This is a genomic window from Streptomyces sp. LN549, assembly GCF_043203805.1.
Lineage (GTDB): Bacteria > Actinomycetota > Actinomycetes > Streptomycetales > Streptomycetaceae > Streptomyces.
On record NZ_JAZHRI010000002.1, the window covers coordinates 5,653,689 to 5,671,772 of the forward strand.

The 18,084-nt window shown below is 70.2% G+C and carries 12 protein-coding genes; 10 read left to right on the forward strand and 2 right to left on the reverse strand.

From position 1 onward, the window contains the following. Window positions 1-189 precede the first annotated feature (189 nt). Window positions 190-1,278: a redox-regulated ATPase YchF gene (gene ychF / locus SH922_RS25825; RefSeq protein ID WP_393060228.1), complete on the forward strand. Its 1,089-nt coding sequence runs from the start codon at window positions 190-192 to the stop codon at window positions 1,276-1,278. A gap of 792 nt (window positions 1,279-2,070) precedes the next feature. Then, window positions 2,071-2,373 carry a hypothetical protein gene (locus SH922_RS25830; protein WP_393060229.1) on the forward strand — a complete coding sequence of 101 codons (303 nt, stop codon included), beginning with the start codon at window positions 2,071-2,073 and terminating at the stop codon, window positions 2,371-2,373. A gap of 84 nt (window positions 2,374-2,457) precedes the next feature. Here the strand turns inward: SH922_RS25830 and SH922_RS25835 are convergent, their stop codons facing one another. Next, complete coding sequence (locus SH922_RS25835) at window positions 2,458-2,772, reverse strand: transposase family protein (protein ID WP_393063692.1); 315 nt, start codon at window positions 2,770-2,772, stop codon at window positions 2,458-2,460. 279 nt (window positions 2,773-3,051) lie between these two features. On the opposite strand from SH922_RS25835, the gene SH922_RS25840 reads away from it, so the two are divergent. From SH922_RS25840 to SH922_RS25875, 8 genes are all read left to right on the forward strand, one after another. Beyond that, complete coding sequence (locus SH922_RS25840) at window positions 3,052-4,092, forward strand: LacI family DNA-binding transcriptional regulator (protein WP_393060230.1); 1,041 nt, start codon at window positions 3,052-3,054, stop codon at window positions 4,090-4,092. Window positions 4,093-4,239: 147 nt separating this feature from the next. Beyond that, complete coding sequence (locus tag SH922_RS25845) at window positions 4,240-7,353, forward strand: alpha-mannosidase (protein ID WP_393060231.1); 3,114 nt, start codon at window positions 4,240-4,242, stop codon at window positions 7,351-7,353. Window positions 7,354-7,369: 16 nt separating this feature from the next. Next, window positions 7,370-8,683 (forward strand): ABC transporter substrate-binding protein, encoded by a 1,314-nt coding sequence (locus tag SH922_RS25850; RefSeq protein WP_393060232.1) that lies wholly within the window; start codon window positions 7,370-7,372, stop codon window positions 8,681-8,683. Next, a complete protein-coding gene (locus SH922_RS25855) occupies window positions 8,680-9,636 on the forward strand; it encodes a carbohydrate ABC transporter permease (RefSeq protein WP_393060233.1) in 957 nt (318 codons plus the stop codon). Before SH922_RS25850 ends, SH922_RS25855 begins: the two co-directional genes overlap by 4 nt. Further along, window positions 9,633-10,472 carry a carbohydrate ABC transporter permease gene (locus tag SH922_RS25860; RefSeq protein ID WP_392672337.1) on the forward strand — a complete coding sequence of 280 codons (840 nt, stop codon included), beginning with the start codon at window positions 9,633-9,635 and terminating at the stop codon, window positions 10,470-10,472. Before SH922_RS25855 ends, SH922_RS25860 begins: the two co-directional genes overlap by 4 nt. Beyond that, window positions 10,469-11,767, forward strand: a complete 1,299-nt coding sequence (locus tag SH922_RS25865; RefSeq protein ID WP_393060234.1) for a glycosyl hydrolase — start codon at window positions 10,469-10,471, stop codon at window positions 11,765-11,767. Before SH922_RS25860 ends, SH922_RS25865 begins: the two co-directional genes overlap by 4 nt. A 56-nt stretch (window positions 11,768-11,823) precedes the next feature. Then, window positions 11,824-14,010, forward strand: coding sequence for a glycoside hydrolase family 3 protein (locus SH922_RS25870; RefSeq protein ID WP_393060235.1), 2,187 nt, complete (start codon window positions 11,824-11,826; stop codon window positions 14,008-14,010). A gap of 37 nt (window positions 14,011-14,047) precedes the next feature. After that, on the forward strand, window positions 14,048-16,720 hold the full coding sequence (locus tag SH922_RS25875) for an endo-beta-N-acetylglucosaminidase (protein WP_393060236.1): 2,673 nt from the start codon (window positions 14,048-14,050) through the stop codon (window positions 16,718-16,720). On the opposite strand, the gene SH922_RS25880 is transcribed toward SH922_RS25875, so the two are convergent. Next, window positions 16,626-17,726, reverse strand: a complete 1,101-nt coding sequence (locus SH922_RS25880) for a CPCC family cysteine-rich protein (protein WP_393060237.1) — start codon at window positions 17,724-17,726, stop codon at window positions 16,626-16,628. The two genes, SH922_RS25875 and SH922_RS25880, sit on opposite strands and share 95 nt — an antisense overlap. Window positions 17,727-18,084: the final 358 nt, after the last annotated feature.

Here is an 18,084-nt window from a genome sequence, read left to right on the forward strand (position 1 = left end):
ATGCCACACGGCCCAACGGGAACCGGTTCCGCCCCGGTCCTCCCCCTGAATCGGCCCCCGGACGGGCGCCGGCTCCGTCCCCGCCCCGACCCGTGACCAGCCGCCCGCCCCCGCCCGTAAACTGGAGAATCGGCCCACCCGGGCCCGACGTCCATTCGAGCCCGTCCACCCCCTAGGGAAGTCGCCACCGTGTCGCTCACGATCGGAATCGTCGGTCTGCCGAATGTCGGCAAGTCGACCCTTTTCAACGCCCTGACCAAGAACGACGTGCTGGCGGCCAACTACCCGTTCGCCACGATCGAGCCGAACGTCGGCGTCGTCGGGGTTCCCGACCCGCGTCTGAACACGCTCGCGAAGATCTTCGGCTCCCAGAAGCTGCTCCCGGCGACGGTCGACTTCGTCGACATCGCGGGCATCGTGCGCGGCGCGAGCGAGGGTGAGGGCCTGGGCAACAAGTTCCTCGCGAACATCCGTGAGTCGGACGCGATCTGCCAGGTCATCCGCGCCTTCAAGGACGAGAACGTCGTCCACGTCGACGGCAAGGTCTCGCCCAAGGACGACATCGAGACGATCAACACCGAGCTGATCCTCGCCGACCTCCAGTCCGTCGAGAAGGCCGTCCCCCGCCTCACCAAGGAGGCCCGCCTCCAGAAGGAGAAGGTGGCGGTCCTGGCCGCGGTCGAGGAGGCCCAGAAGATCCTGGAAGCGGGCGACACCCTCTTCCACGCGGGCATCACGGCCGGCACAGAGAAGGGCCGCCTCCTCCACGAGCTGCACCTGCTCACCACCAAGCCCTTCCTCTACGTCTTCAACGTCGACGAGGACGAGCTGGTCGACGAGGACTTCAAGAACGAGCAGCGCGCGCTGGTGGCCCCCGCCGAGGCGATCTTCCTCAACGCCAAGATCGAGTCCGAGCTGATCGAGCTCGACGACGACGAGGCCCTGGAGCTTCTCCAGTCCATGGGCCAGGAAGAGCCCGGCCTCGCCACCCTCGGCCGCGTCGGCTTCGACACCCTGGGCCTGCAGACGTACCTCACGGCAGGCCCGAAGGAAACCCGCGCCTGGACGATCAAGAAGGGCGCCACGGCCCCCGAGGCGGCCGGTGTCATCCACACCGACTTCCAGAAGGGCTTCATCAAGGCGGAGATCATCTCCTTCGAGGACCTCGTCGAAACGGGCTCGGTCGCCGAGGCCCGCGCCAAGGGCAAGGCGCGCATGGAGGGCAAGGACTACGTCATGCAGGACGGCGACGTGGTGGAGTTCCGCTTCAACGTCTGATCGTGTGCCTAGAGGCGGCCTGACCTGCGGCGATGCAGGTCAGGCCGTTGCGCTGTCCGCAGCAGTCCGCAGAACTTCAGCCTCGTGAGTCGTTCTCAGGTACAGAGACCGGTGTCGGCGGCCAGGGTGGCGGAAGCGGCCAGTACTCGCGCAAAGCTGGCTACAGCCGCCTCGTCCAGGTGCTCAATCGCCCCACGGAGGTGCTCCTCCCAGTCGAGGTGGAACTCGTAAGCGAGTAGGTCCCTCTCGGTGGGTGGCCGGGCTGATGCCGAGCAGAGCGTTCAGATCGGGCGCCGGAAAGACTACGGGGGACCGGAAAATCTCGCGCTCCGCGGTGCCCGGGGCGAGCCGGCTTTGGCCGATCAGTCGGGCCGGGTCTACCAACCGCGCTGCTTCCTCGCACCAGACGGTTACGTGCCCCCGGACTTCCCCGTTCTGCGTGACCACGGGCGGAAGCTCCCAGTCCGGCAGGTCGACCGATCCGCCGTCGCTCCGGGTCACCCGCAACTTGGTAGGGATCAGTCGGCACTCCAGTCCAAGGGAGCGCAGGGCCGTGGTGAATGCCAGCACGAGGAAGGCGGGAGAGGGCGCCGTTTGCCCACCTAGATGATAAGAGGTGGCCCCAAGCAGGCTGTAAAGCGAGCGCGCATCGAGTGGAACGGCCCGGGCGAGAGCTACGGCGTTGTGCCAGGGGTAGGGGTATTCGGCTATCGGATACGTTCCACCGCCTCCCGACGGCGGCAGCGGATAGTGAGGAGGCCCCTCCAGGCTCACCGTTTCGGAAGGCTTGTCGTGGAGATCCGCTTCACGCAGCTCCAGGAACTGGCGGGCTGTGACCGCAAGCGGTACGTGACCCTGCCCCGCCGCCTCGAACATTTCGAGGCTCTCTCGCATCAGAGCGCGGCACAGCTCCAGGTCACCGTCTGGATGCCCCAGAAGGTGTCGGGTCCAGGCGAGCACAGCGCGTCGGTGCGGGACATGGGCCAGTACGTCCGGCCCGGCTTCGGTGTGTGCCACGAGCAGCGCCTCAGCCCGGTCGATCAACAACCCTGCGGCTTGCAGGATCCAGGCATCAGTGAGTTGTGTTCAACCTGAATATGCACGTCACGGGTCTGACGTGGGTGGGTGAGGCCGTGCTCGTGCTGGTCGTCGGGGCCTGTCTGCGGTGAAGATCGTCGGTCAGCGGGCGATTCCGTGCTGGTTGAGGACCATCAGCGCCCGTACCAGCCGGGTGGCCCACTTCACGTCGAGGCGGAGTCTGGTCAGCACGCGCCAGTTCTTCAGGTGCGCGAACGCGTGCTCGCATACCGCCCGTTCCGCCGCGATCAGCTGGTTGACCAGCTTCTTCGCGGGCGGGAGCGTTTTTCCCTTGGGCTTTTTTGTAGCCGGTGATGACCGCCGGGTCGCCCATGTCGTCGTCCAGGCCGACGAAGCTGAGGTCGGCGATCGCGGCGAGGCCGGCCGCGCGGAGCCGGCCGACCAGCACGGATTCAGGCTGCGCGGGTCTCACTCAGCGAGCGCAATCATCCAGTGCCTGCACGAGGTGTGGGAAGTCCTCCGACTCGGCCAGTTGCGCCCGCCACTGGCCGAGTGCGCGAGTGCGCCGACCAGCAGGTGGGCGTGTTCACCCCACCGTGGTGGGGTCGTGTGGTCAAGGTGTGGCCAGACAGCTGGACTAAAGCGCTAAAGTTGCTGGGCAACGACACTCTGGGCGCTCCGCCCGCTCGCAGGCCGGGGCTACGATGAGCGGCCCACGACATGATGGGGCTTCACATGGGAACCGATGCGCGCCGTCCCACCCTGCGCGACATCGCCGAACGGGTTGGCGTTTCCGAGGCTGCCGCCTCCTTCGCGCTCAATGGGAAGCCCGGCGTCTCCGAGGCCACCCGGCAGCGGGTGCTCCAAGCGGCCAAGGCGCTCAACTGGGCCCCGCACCACGCGGCGCGCGCGCTCACCGGTGCCGGCACCGCGACCGTGGGCCTGGTCATCGCGCGCAGTGCGCAGGACGTCGGTTCCGAGCTGTTCTTCCACCGGCTGATGACCGGCATGCAGGCGGTGCTGAGCCGTCGGCAGTACGCCCTGCTGCTGCAGGTCGTGGACTCCGTCGACGAGGAGATCGCGGTCTATCACACGTGGAAGCGGGAGAATCGAGTCGACGGTGTCGTGCTGGTGGACCTGCGGCGCAACGACCCGCGGCCCGAGGCCGTGGCGGAACTCGAACTGCCCGCGCTGATCGCGGGCGGGCCGGACCCGGCAGGCGTCGTCCCGTCCGTATCCATCGACGACGCGGCGGCGATGGCGTCCATCATGCGGCATCTCAAGGAGACCGGTCACGAGCGGGTCGCCTACTTGTCCGGCTCCATAACCCTGCTCCACGTCCACCGCCGTATCGAGTCCTTCTTGCGCGCGTCGGCCGATCTCGGCATTGCGGACTGCCGCAGCCACGCGACGGACTTCTCGGCCGGTGCCGGCGACAGCGCGACCGCGTCCGCGCTGCTCGGCAACCCCAGGCCGACCGCGCTGATCTACGACAACGAAGTGCTCGCCGTCGCCGGTGTCGGCGCCATCCGGCGGATGTCGCTGCGCATCCCGGAGGACGTCGCGGTGGTCGTCTGGGAAGACACCCCCGTGTGCACGGTGCTCCAGCCTGCCCTCACCGCGCTGCGGCGCGACGCGGCCGGCTTCGGGGCCGACGTGGCGGAACACCTGCTCAAGGTCCTGGCGGGAGAGCGGGTGGCCGACTTCGAGGAGCGGGTGCCCACTTTGGTGGCGCGGGCGAGCACCATCGGCGAGACACCCGCAGGCGCGAGCTGACGCGCGTCGGCCGCGGACGCTTGCGCGCCCGCCTGACACCGCTCGTCCGAAGAAATCTTACGTCCAGAGGGCGTTGACACCATCAACTTAAGCGCCTTAGTGTCCGGTCAGATCATTGATCATGACGATCCGGCCAGGGAAGCACACATGCACAACGCACCGCGTACGACGCTCGACCGGCTGGAACGCGCTGCGCGTCAGCGCCTGACACCCCGGGTCCACACCCGACTGTCCGCCGTGAACGTCTCCGCCTGGCCCGTCGACGGGGACGGCGAGCCCGTACCTGCCGCGCACGCGCTGGGCCTGGCGCCGCTGCCGGGCCGGTCCGCCCCTGTCTACGAGCCGTTCGCGGTCGGTGACCCCTGGGGCCCGGCCTGGGGCACCACTTGGCTCCGCGTGGACGGCACCGTACCCGAGGAGGCCCGCCGCGACCCTCAGCGGATCACCGAGCTCGTGCTCGAACTCGGCTGGGAGGACCACTCGGTGGGCGGCCAGGCCGAGGGCATGCTCTACCGACCGGACGGATCGGTCATCAAGGCGATCCACCCGCGCAGTGGCTGGCTGCGGCTGACCGGCCCGGGCGCCTCGCCCGAGGTGCTGCGCGCGGACGGGACCTTCACCGTCTACGTCGAGGCCGCCGCCAATCCGCTGGTGCTCGGCCTGCCCCCATTCGTCACCACGCCGCTCGGTGACAAGCACACGGCCGGGCCCGCGCCCCTGTACCGCCTCGCCCGCGCCGAGGTGTGCGACTTCGACGCCGGGCTGTGGGAGTTGCTGCGCGACCTGGAGGTCGCCGGCGGCCTCGCGGCCGAGGTGCCCGAGGACGAGCCCCGGCACTGGCGGCTGCTGCGCGCGGTCGACGCGGCGCTCGACGCCGCCGACGAGCAGGATCTCGCCGCCACCGTGCCGCGGGCGCGGGCGGCGCTCGCCTCCGAGCTGGCCAAGCCCGCCCACGCCAGCGCCCACCAGGTCACGGCTGTCGGTCACGCGCACATCGACGCCGCCTGGTTGTGGCCGCTGCGGGAGACCGTCAGGAAGGTCGCCAGGACCGCCTCCAACGTGCTGGCGTTGATGGACTCGGATCCGGACTTCGTTTACGCGATGTCGTCGGCGCAGCAGTTCGCCTGGCTGGAGGAGTACTACCCCGAGCTGTTCGAGCGGGTGCGCGCCCGGGTCGCCGAGGGCAGGTTCGTGCCCGTCGGCGGCATGTGGGTGGAATCCGACACGACGATGCCCGGCGGCGAGGCGATGGTCCGGCAGTTCACCTACGGCCGGCGGTACTTCGCCGAGCGGTTCGGCGTGGAGCCGGAGGAGGTCTGGCTGCCGGACAGCTTCGGCTACTCCGGCGCGCTGCCGCAGCTCGCCCGGCTGGCGGGCTTCCGCTGGTTCCTCACCCAGAAGATCTCGTGGAACGACACCAACACGTTCCCCCACCACACCTTCCAGTGGGAGGGCATCGACGGCAGCCGGGTCTTCACCCACTTCCCGCCCGTCGACACCTACGCGGCCGAGGTGACGGCCAAGGAGCTGCACCACGCCGTCGCCAACTTCCGCGACAAGGCCGCTTCCTCGCACTCCCTGGTGCCCTTCGGTTACGGCGACGGCGGCGGCGGCCCGACCCGCGAGATGCTGGCCCGCGCCGCCCGCTTCAGCGACCTGGAGGGCGCCTCCCGCGTCACCGTCCGGGGGCCCGCAGCGTTCTTCGCGGAGGCCGAGGAGGAGCTCGGCGACGCCGCGGCGGTGTGGGTCGGAGAGCTGTACCTGGAGCTGCACCGCGGCACGTTCACCTCCCAGCACGCCATGAAGGCCGGCAACCGCCGCTCTGAGGCCCTGCTGCGCACCGCCGAGTACCTGGCCGCCAGCGCCACGGTGCGCACCGGCGCCCCGTACCCGGCCGCCGAGTTGGACGAGATATGGCAGACGGTGCTGCTGCACCAGTTCCACGACATCCTGCCCGGCTCGTCCGTCTCCTGGGTGCACCGCGAGGCCCGCGCCACTTACGAGGACCTGACCGGGCGGCTCACCGACCTGATCGCCCGCTCCGGCAAGCAGCTGTCGGACGGCGCCGCCACGAACCACACCGCCGGCATCCTCTCCCCGCTGCCCTGGGCCGACCGCGGCGCCTGGGAGCCGGTGCCATCCGGCTCTGCCTCCGCCGCCACGGTGCGGCTGACCTCGCTGGACGGCGGCGGACACGAGCTCGACAACGGGCTGCTGCGGGCCGTCGTGGACGCCCGCGGCCACGTCGTCTCGCTGCGCGACGCGGCCACCGGCCGCGAGCTGGTGCCCGAGGGGCAGCCACTCGGCGTGCTGCAGCTGCACCGCGACGAGCCGGTCCGCTGGGACGCTTGGGACATCGACCGCGACGCGGCCCGCATGCGCACCGATCTGACCGAGCCCGCCTCCGTGACTGCCCGTATCCGTGAGGACGGCACGGCGGAGGTGACTGTGGAGCACACCGCCGGCCTGCCCGGCGGCTCCCACCTGACCCAGACCATCGGCTTGGCGCCGGGCGAGCGGCAGCTCGCCATGGAGCTGACCGCCGACTGGCGCGAGCGCGAGCGGCTGCTGAAGGTCGCGCTGCCGCTGGCCGTGCACACCACCACCGCCCGTTTCGAGACGCAGTTCGGCTTCGTCGAGCGGACCATCCACGCCAACACCAGCTGGGATGCCGCTCACTACGAGGACTGCGCCCACCGCTACGTGCACGTCGCCGAGCCCGGCTTCGGCATCGGCGTCGTCAACGACTCCATATACGGCTGCGACGTCACCCGCCTCGGCGGACCCGGCGGCGGTGCCGTCGTGCGGCTGTCGCTGCTGCGCGCGCCCACCTTCCCCGACCCCGAGACCGACCTCGGCGTCCACCGGATGCGCTGGGCCGTCGTCCCGGGCGAGGACCATGCCGGGACCGTGGCAGCCGCCCACGCCCTCAACTCCCCGATCGTCGAGGACCTGCCCGCCGTCGAGCCGCTGCTGCGGCTGGCGGAGGCCAGCGGCCTGCCGGTGCTGGACACCGTCAAGCTCGCCGACGACGGCAGCGGCGACCTCGTCGCCCGTGTCTACGAGGCCCAGGGTGGCCGGGCCACGGCCATCCTCCGGTGGGCGGACGTACTCGGGGCCGAAGCCGTCGTACGCGAGACCGACCTCCTCGAACGCGATCTCACCGCCGACAGCGGCATCCGGCGCGCGCTGCGCGACGGCAACCGACTCTCCCTCGAACCCTTCCAGGTCGTCACGCTCCGGCTGACGCCCTCTGCCTAGTGCATAGGAGCACTCGATGAGCAGCAGTAGCATCCGCCGCGCGTACGCCGGTCTCGCCGCCGGCGCGGCCCTGAGTCTCGCCCTGACCGGCTGCGGCGTGGGAGGTGGCGGGGACGCGGACTCCGGCGACGCCGACACCAGCGGCAAGATAGCCGGCAAGATCACGTTCCAGACGTGGAACCTCAAGGGCAGCTACAAGAAGTACTTCGAGGGCCTCGTCGACGCATTCGAGAAGAAGCACCCCGGCACCACGGTGAAGTGGGTGGACCAGCCGGCCGAGGGCTACCAGGAGAAGCTCTCCGCCGACGCCGCCGCCGGGAACCTCCCGGACGTCGTCGACATGGGTCCCGAGGCGGCCCGTACGCTTGCGCGCGCTGGCACGCTGCTGAACGTCGCCAAGGACGACCCGAAGGCGGAAAAGGCCTACCAGCCGGCCGCCTGGAAGGCCATGACGTTCGAGGACACCAAGGGCGGCACCTACGGCTACCCCTGGTACCTCAACACGGGCCCGTCGTTCTTCAACACCGCCCTGTTCGAGAAGTGCGGCCTCGACCCGAAGAAGCTCCCCAAGACCTACGACGAGCTCTTCGACCAGGCCGCCGTCATGTCCAAGAACTGCGGTGACAAGGGCATCTCGATGATCGGCCGGGTGCCCACCATCGAGACGTTCGGGATGTACGGCGCCCAGCTCATGAACGAGGACGGCACCAAATTCACGTTCAACGACGCCAAGGGTGTCGAGCTGGTCAAGCGCTACCAGAAGCTGTACGCCAAGGCCGGCCTCACCAAGGAGTCCCTCAACGCGCTGCAGACCGGTGAGGCCGGCTCGTTCAAGTCCGGCGAACTCGGCTGGCTCCCGGGCAGCTCCTACACCCTGAGCGACCTCAAGAAGAGCGCGCCGAAGGTCGCCAAGACGGTCGCGATGGGGCCGCTCATCGCCAACACCTCCCCCAACATGTACATCGAGTCCCTCGTGGTGAACTCCAAGTCGAAGAACACCGCGACCGCCAAGGCGTTCGCCAAGTTCGTCACCAACGAGAAGAACCAGCTGACCTTCGCGAAGGCGGCCAACGTCTTCCCGTCCACCGCGGGCACACTCGACCAGCCCTACTACACCAAGAACGACGGCACCGCCGAGGGCAAGCTCAGGACCGAGTCGGCGGCGCAGGTCGGCAAGTCCGTGGTGTGGTGGCCGCCGGCCTTCTCGGGCACCTCCGACGTCGAGAACCTGCGGGAGGAGATCGCCAAGGCACTGCTCGGCAAGGAGTCGGCCAAGCAGGCCCTCGACAACGCCGTGAAGTACTCCACCGATCGGCTCGCGAAGCAGTGACCAGCACGGTAACCGCCCCCGAGCGGGGCATGCGCGGGGCGGTGCGCACCCGCCCCGCCCGGCGCCGGCACTGGTCGCAGGGCCGCTGGTATGTGCCGTGGCTCTTCCTCGGCGGCGCGCTCCTCGTCGTATCGACGTTCGTCCTCTTCCCCTTCTTCAACACGCTGCTGCTCTCCTTCACCGACGCCACGCTGCTGCGCGGCGGCCGGTTCATCGGTACGGAGAACTTCCAGGAGATCCTGGGGGACTCGCGCTTTCGGACTGCGCTGCTCAACTCCACGCTCTACGTCATCTGCGTGGTGCCGGTCATGGTCGTCCTGCCGCTGGTCCTCGCGGCGCTGGCGGCCGGCAACGGCCGCCTCCTGGGATTCCTCCGGACCAGCTACTACCTGCCGGTGATCATGTCCCCGGTGATCGTGGGCCTGGTGTGGACGAACCTGCTGGACCGGCGGGGCATGGTCAACGCGGTGCTCGGGTGGGTCTCCGCCGTCGGCGAGCCCGTGCCGTTCCTCACCGACCGCTGGCTCCTGCTCTTCAGTGCCATGTTCGTCACGATCTGGATGGGCATGGGCTACTACATGGTCATCTATCTGGCGGCGCTGGCCAGTATCGATCCGGCGCTGTACGACTCCGCCGCCGTCGACGGAGCGGGCCCGGTGCGCAAGTTCCTGCATGTGACCATGCCCGGGGTCCGCAACACGATGGGCCTCATCGGGCTGTTCTCCTCGATCGCGGCCTTCCGTGTGTTCGGCGAGGTGTACGTGCTGACCGACGGCACCGGCGGAACCGGTGGCGGCGACCTCACGATGACGATGCTGATCCAGCGGGAGGGCACCGGCCTGCAGGCGCGGACGGGTTACGCCGGGGCCATCAGCCTCGTCATGTTCGCGATCATGGCCATTTTCCTCGTGCTTCAGCTCGTGGCACAGAACCGTCAGAGGAAGAACGGATGAGCCGGCAACGCAAGCGCATCGCCACGGGATCGGTCGCACGGTACGCGGTCCTCGTCCTCATGTTCGTCCTTCTCGCGGGACCGCTGCTGTGGCAGCTGTCGCTGTCGCTGAAGGGCCAGGGCGACGACCTCTACGCACAGCCACCGCAGCTGATTCCGGGCCATCCGACGCTCCACAACTTCACCGGGGTTCTCGACCGGGTGCCCGTGCTGCGGTTCGTGGGGAACTCCGCGGTGGTCGCCATGCTCGTGGTGGGCGGCAACGTCCTCTTCGCCACCGCCGCCGGCTTCGCGCTGGCCCGGCTGCGCTTCCGCTTCCGCGGGCTGGTCACGGCGCTCTTCGTGGCGGCGCTCCTGGTGCCGGTCGAGGCGGTCATCATCGCCCAGTTCCTGCTCGTGCGGTCCATGGGACTGACCAACAGCCTGCTCGGCGTGGCACTCCCGACGCTGGTGGCGCCGCTGAACGTACTGCTGATGCGGAACGCCTTCGCCGGCATCCCCGACGAGCTCGAAGAGGCCGCGGTCCTCGACGGCGCCGGCATTTGGCAGCGCTTCCTGCGGATCTGCGTACCGCAGGTCAAGGGCGTGATGGCGGTCGTCGCGATCTTCGCATTCGTCGGTTCGTGGAACGACTTCCTGTGGCCGCTCATCGTGCTCTCCGACGAGCAGAAATACACCCTCACCGTCGGGCTGAACATGCTCAAGGGCACGTTCTACGACGACCCGCGACTCATCGCGGCCGGCACGATCGTCGCGCTCGTGCCCATCATCGTGTTCTTCGCCGCCCTGCAGAGGTTCTTCATGCGCGGTCTCGAACAAGGAGGAATCAAGGGATGACCGCGCTGCGCTTCGGCGTGAACTACACCCCGCGCAAGGACTGGTTCTACTCCTGGCTGAAGCCGGACTGGGACGAGCTGCGCCGGGACCTGGACGACATCGCCGCGCTGGGCCTGGACCACATACGGATCTTCCCCTTCTGGCCGGTCCTCCAGCCCAACCGCACGCTGATCCGGCCGCGGGCGCTCGCGGACGTGCGCACCCTGGTCCGACTCGCCGGCGAGGCGGGTCTCGACGCCTCCGTCGACGTCATCCAGGGGCACATGTCGAGCTACGACTTCGTGCCCGCATGGCTGACCTCATGGCACACGACCAACATGTTCACCGACGCCGGCGCCCTGCAGGCGCAGGCCGACCTGGCCCGCGCGCTGCACGACGCCCTCGCCGACCTGCCGAACTACCTCGGCCTCACGCTGGGGAACGAGGTGAACCAGTTCTCCGGCGACCCGCACCCCGCCCCGATGCGCGCCACACCCCAGGACGCCGAGAACTGGATCCGGACGCTGCTGGACGCCGTGCCGGCCGACGGCAAAGCGCTGCGCCTGCACGCCGAGTACGATGCCGTCTGGTATCTCGACGACCACCCGTTCCTGCCCACGCACGCGGCCCGGCTCGGCGATCTCACCGCGATCCACTCGTGGATCTTCAACGGCACCGCGCAGCGCTACGGGGGCATGTCGCCGCAGAGTGTGCGGCACGGCGAGTACCTCGTCGAAGTCGCCCGCGCGTTCGCCACCGACGCCGACAGGCGGGTGTGGCTGCAGGAGATCGGTGCGCCGCTCAACTGCCTCGACGCGTTCGAAGCGCCGGCGTTCTGCGAGCAGGCTGTCCGGCACGCTGCGGACAGCCCGGCCCTGTGGGGCGTGACGTGGTGGTGCTCCCACGATGTCGACCGCAAGCTCGCGGACTTCCCCGAACTCGAGTACTCGCTCGGCCTGTTCGACACGGATGGCCAGGTCAAGCCCATCGGCCGGGCGTTCGCCGACGTAGCGCAGGAGCTGCGCGGCCGCGCAGCCGTGCCCGCCCCGCGGCGGGAAGCCGTCGTCGTCGAGGTCGACGACGCCGACGTCCCGGTCCGTCGCGCCGACCTCGCGCCGGGCGGCGCGGTCTTCACGGCCTGGACGGACCTGGCTCGCGAGGGCCGCCGCCCAAGTGTCGTCACCTCCAGGACCGCGGCCTCGGCCGCCGACCTGGCGGCCCGCGGGGTCACCGCCGTACACGTGCCTGAGGCCACCGGCTCCAGCGCCTACTCCGCGGTCAGCGACAGCTCCGCCCTCGCGACGGGCACGCTGTGACCGAACAAGCTGCGAGGGGGACGAGCACAGCGCGCGTCGAGGCCCTCCTGGCGACCATGACCATCGAGGAGAAGGCCGGCCAGGTCAACCAGCGCCTCTACGGCTGGCGGGCCGTCGAACGGGACTGGCGCGGCGGCTTCCGGCTGACCGACTACGCCCGCGAGGAGATCGACCGGTGGGGCGGGCTCGGCGCCCTGTACGGCCTCTTCCGGGCCGACGCCTGGTCCGGCAGGTCCTGGGCGAACGGCATCCGGCCCGAGGAGCGCGCCGAGGCCGCCGCGGTCGTACAGGAGGCCGTCGCCGCGGCCGGCCGGCACGGCATCGGGGCGCTGCTGGTCGAGGAGGCGCCGCACGGGCACCAGGCCCTCGGCGGTACCCTGCTGCCGGTCAACCTCGCCGTCGCCGCCACCTGGCGGCCCGAGTCCCTGGCCGACGCGGCCCGAGGTGTCGGCGCCGAACTTGCGGCGAGCGGCGTCCACATCGCCCTCGTCTCCGCCCTCGACGTCCTGCGCGACCCGAGGTGGGGACGGGGCGAGGAGTGCTACGGCGAGGATCCGTTGCTCGCCGCCGAGCTGACCCGCGCCGTCGTCGAGGGCATGCAGGGCCCGGCGCGCTCCCGCGTGGGCGACGGCGGCGTCGCCATCGTCCTCAAGCACCTTGCCGCCCAGGGCGAGGCCGTCGGCGGACGCAACGGCCAGTCCGCTCACCTCGGCCCGCACGACCTCGCCGAGCTGCACCTCCCGCCCGTCGAGGCCGGACTGCGCGCCGGGGCGCTCGGCTTCATGGCCGCCTACAACGACATCGACGGCGTCCCCTGCTGCGCCAACCACGACCTCCTCACCACCTACCTGCGCGGCCGCCACGGCTTCGACGGCATCGTCATGGCGGACGGGCTCGCCGTGGACCGGCTCGCCGGGATGACCGGGGACCTGCCGAGCGCCGCCCGGGCCGCCCTGCTGGCCGGCGTGGACATCTCTCTGTGGGACGAGTCGTTCGCCGGCCTCGCCACCCTGGCCGCCGCCGACGAGCAGGTTGCCACCGCCCTCGACACCGCGTGCCGCCGGGTGCTGACGCTGAAGGACCGGTTCGGGCTGCTGCTGGCAGAGCCCGGCCGTCCCGTACGCTCCGATCCCGCTCGGTCGATCGCCCGTCTCACCGCGGCCCAGGAGGCGACACGCGCCGCTTCACGGCGGCTCGCCGCCGAGTCGCTCGTCCTGCTGAAGAACGACAAGGATCGCGCCGACACCGCCACGCTGCCGTTCGACGCCGCCCGGCTGCGGCGCGTCGCCGTCGTCGGGCCGTACGCCGACGACGTCCCCGCGCTGCTCGGCGACTACGTCCCACCGCTGCCGGCCGGGTCGAGCCGCAGCGTCGCCGAGGCCCTGCGCGCCGCACTGCCCGGCACCGAGGTCACGGTCGGCGAGAGCGTCGATGACGTGGGGACCGTGGCCGGCGCCGACGCCGTCGTCGTGGTGGTCGGCGGCACCAGCCACCGCTCGTACGACGACGCGTTCGCGGACAACGGCGCGATCGCCGGACGGGCCGGCGAGGCCACCGGCGGGGAGGGCGTCGACCTCGCCGACGTCTCGCTGCCGACCGGACAGGACCATCTCGTACGAGCCGTCCGGGAAGCCACAACCGCGCCGGTGGCCGCCGTCGTCGTCTCCGGCCGGCCGCACGTCCTGACCGGCGTCTTCGAGCACTGCGAGGCGGTGCTGTGGGCCGGCTACCCCGGCCCGTACGGCGGCGAGGCGGTCGCCGACGCGCTGCTGGGCGCGGCAGCGCCCACCGGGCGGCTGCCGATGACGCTGCCGCGCTACCCCGCGGCCGTCCCCGTCCGCTACAACGACCGGCAGAGCGCCGCAGACTGCTACCGCGACGCCCCGGAGCCGGTCCTACTGCCGTTCGGATTCGGCCTGGGCTACCACGACGTGGCCGTCGTCGACCTGGACGCCACGGTCCGCCCGGGCGCCGTCGACCTGACCGTGACCGTTGCGAACCGGTCCCGGCAGCCGAGCAGTTCGGTGATCCCCGTCTTCGCCCACCGCACGGGCGGGACCCGCACGCCCCGGATCCGCGAGCTGCTCACCTTCGGGTGGCTCGACGTCGAACCCGGCGCGACGGCCGAGACCACCTGGACGATCCCGGCCGCCCGGGCCTTCGCCGACCCGGGCGCGCCGGCAGCCGTGACCGAGCTGGACGTCGGGGGTGTGACCCGCACGATCCGGCCGGCGCACGGCTGATTTTTGGGCAGGACAGCTACTCACAAGGGAGAGAAGCATGGTCAGAGCCGCACCAGGACGGCGGTCGGTGCTCGCCGCCGTCACCGTCACCGTCGCACTCATCGCGGCGCCCATGGCGTCCGCATCCGACACCCTCCCCTGGGAGGGGACGAGCGCCAAGGGCGCGAACCAGCCCTACCAGCACGGCTACTCGGCTGCCACCCTCCTCGACTGGGACCCGAGTACCGACACCGACGCGAGCAGGCTACGCGCACGGATACCCCTGCAGAAGCGCGCCGGCGCCGACCCGGCCACGCAGCGCAACCCCAATCTGCCGGCCGAGACCCAGATGCTCACCCTGGCCGGCGACTACGGCAACGCGTTCTTCGAGTCGCACCCGTACACCATGGAGTTCAGCCAGTATCTCTTCAACTATTGGCAGTACACCGACGCGTACGCCTCCTGGCACGGGATGCCCACCGAAGGCGTGCCCGAGAAGTACTACGACCCCACCGCCGAGTGGACCCAGAAGTGGTTCGAGTTCGGCGCGATGAACCTGCCCAACTCCGGCTACACCAACGCCGCCCACCGCAACGGCGTCCGGTCGCTGGGCACCGTCTTCTTCTCGGACAACGACCGCGGCGCGCAGTCCTACAGCGAGCTGCTCGTACGCGACAAGGACGGCGGCTTCCCCGCCGCGAGGAAGCTCGCCGAGGTCGCCCGCTACTACGGCTTCGACGGCTACTTCTTCAACCAGGAGCAGAGCCGGGTCGCCCCCGAGGACGTCGACGACTACATGGACTTCCTCGCCGCACTGCGCGCCGAGGGCCTGTACGTGCAGTGGTACGACTCGGTCGACGCCAAGACCGGCGACAGGCTGTACGAGAACGAGTTCACCCAGCGCAACGCCCCGTTCATCCAGAACGCCGACCGCGGCCCGCTGGCCGACTCGATCTTCCTCAACTACTGGTGGAACCACCAGAAGCTCACCGACTCCGCCGCCCACGCCAAGTCCCTCGGCGTGAACCCGCGCACGCAGGTCTTCGCCGGCGTCGAGGCCGGCCAGTACCAGTTCGACCAGCCGTACGACCTGCAGGACAACCTCGGCGCGGACGGCAAGCCGATGAACGCCGTCGCCACCCTCGGCGCCGACTTCGTCTCCTCGGACTACGCGGACAAGACCGACGACGACAAGCAGTCGACGGTCTTCGACCGCGAGCGGCGCTGGTGGACCGGCTCGTCGACCGGCTCCGGCACGGCACCCGACGGAAAGTGGCAGGGCATCTCCTCCCAGATCGCCGAGCGCACCGCCATCACCGGGTCCACCTTCGCCACCACCTTCAACACCGGCCACGGCCTCGGCTACTGGCGCGACGGCGCGCAGGCCAGTGCCGCGGAGTGGGGCAACATCGGCATCCAGGACACCCCGGTGACCTGGCAGTGGTGGCTCAAGGGGGACGGCGCGGACGGCCTCCAGGTGGACTACGACTACGGCCCGGACTACGTATCCGCGGACCGGTTCCACTACCAGCACCTCGGCGCCTACGAAGGCGGCTCCTCGCTGGCGGTGAGCGGCAAGCTGGCCGGCGACGCGGTGCTGCGCCTGTACAAGACGGACCTGAAGGTGAAGGACGGCTCCAAGGTCAAGCTCACCTACGCGGGCCCGAGCGCGGACAAGGCCGGGCTGAGCGTCGCGCTCGTACTCAAGTCGGACCCGGACAAGACCGTCCGGGTGCCGATCGAGGACTCCAAGGCCGCCGGCGGCGGCTGGCGCACCGCGACCGTCGACCTCTCCAAGTACGCCGGTGAGACGGTCTCCACGCTCGGACTCGGCCTGGCCTCCGGGGCGGAGCCGATCGACGACTTCCAGATCAACCTCGGCGCCCTCTCCGTCACCGACGGCGCCGACCACACCCCTGCCGCGCCCACCGGCTTCCACATCGACCAGGCTCTGACCTCCACAGACGAGCTGTTCCTGGGCTGGGACCTCGCCGACTACAAGGACGTCGTCCGCTACGACGTCTACGCCGACGGGAAGTACCTCGGCGGCGTCTACGACGACAACCTCTACGTCAAGAAGTTCACCGGCACCAAGGGAACGCTCCAACTGGTGGCCGTCGGGAAGGACGGCAGCAAGAGCGAGCCGGCGACCGTCAAGTACGACTTCACCCACGGCCCGGGCGACGTCACCGCGAAGGCGTCCGCGGACGGCACGGTGACCGTGTCGTGGGACCGGCCGATCGCAGCGGGCGCGGAGATCACGCTGGCCGCGGAGGACGAAGGCCCGGCCGCCTACCGCCGGCGCATCGTCCTCGCCCCGGGCCCCGGCGCGACCTCGGCCACCTTCCGCGATGCTCCGGTCGACGGCGGCGACTTCGTCGCCAAGGTGAGCCCCACCGGTACCGGCACCACCGTCGCGGCCACCGGGTCCTTCGCCGACACCGAGATCGAGCCGTACCCGAAGTCGGCCGTCGAACTCTCCGGCACCTCGCTCCGGCTCACCGAGCCCACTCTGGCGGACTGGCACACCCTCACGGTGTACGAGAACGGGAAGCCGATCCCGTTCGACACCACGTACAGCCAAGGCGAGCGCGACATGGTGATCCGCGGCCGCACCACCCTGGATGCACTGTCGGTCACCCTGTCCAACGCCGAGAGCGAGGTGACTGCCGTGATCGAGGACTACGCCGGGAACCAGGCCGAGACCGTTCTGCGGGAAGGCACCGGCTGACCGACAGGACCGCCGCAGGCGCATGAGCGAGACCGCGCGGTCGGCTCTTGGCGACGGGCAAACTCCTGGCAGGACACAGGACTCGCCCGTCGCCGGGAGTCGCGTGAACCGTCCTGGGTTCGTCGGCAGAGATCTCAGGTGGTGCGCCTTTGCGGGGCATCGCTGAGACGGACCGCGCTGCTGCTGACGACACGAGGTCGTCCGGACTAACAGCACACGTCGAACGACCGGAGGCGGTGAAGGCCCTATACGGGCATTGAGTGAAGGTGCCGTTGGGCAGCTTGTGCAGCCGGCCCCGATCAGCCAGCTTCGACAGCTTCCCGCGCAGCGGCTCCAGTCGCCCCGGCACCGCGACCTCGACTCCCAGCTCGGCGCCGACGTCCTTGACCATCACCGGCCCGCCCGCGACCTGCACGATCTTCAGCATCCGCTGGTAGTCGACGGGCAGCGCGGACGCATCCGCCACCTCGCCGCGATGCGGCACCTTCAACACCGACCGGCCCGCGACCTGCACCCGCTGCGGCGCCCCGGCCTCCTGCCCGGCGGTGGCCGCCTCGGCTTCCTGCTCGTACAGACGCCGCAAGACCCGTTCCGCGACCGCGAGTTCCTCCCGCTCGGCATCCACCTCGGCCAGCTGCTTGGCCAGCGCCTCCGCGAGCTCATCCAGCTCGGCCCGACGAACTGCGATCTTCTTCAGCGACGACACGCTTCCCCTCCCGAACGACCAGGCACCCCGCCCGCGATCGTAGAAACCCCGCTGCCCGCGGCGCGGCCAGGTGCTCCCAGGGCGCGGTCCAGTCGAGTTCCCGGGCCACGGGGCGCGGTCCTCGGCTGCCCAGTCCTCGAAGGAGTCGCGCGTCAGGTCGATGGGGCGCCAGGCGGGGTCGAGCGGCTCGTCCTCGGCCGGTGGACGGACGTACTTCCGGCCGTGCTGGTCGCAGGCGCCGAAGTCCTGGTAGTTCCGCTGGGCCTCCATCAGGGAGACCTTGTTCGCGCCGCCGGGCATAGTCGGCCAGCGGAACTGAACTCCGTCGCCTTCCCAGAAGCAGTACGGGGCAGATCTCGTACGAGCCGGGCATGTCGTCGAGCACACGGTGCCCGCAGCATGGGCAAGGGTAGGAGTCCGCTCACCTGCGCAGTCTCCTTGTGGGTCCTGCCGGTGTGCCATGGATTTCGCCGCCTCGGTACCCCCGGCCAGTCCGCAGCCAGTCCGCAGGACACCCGTAAACAGCCGTCGGGAGCCAACGCATGCCAACGAGGAAATGCCAGGTCAGAGCCCTGTGCGGGGCTCCGCCGCAGGTCAGGTTCAGCCCGCAGACGTTCCGCTTCGACGTGTAGCGGCTGACGTGTCACCACGTCGCTGA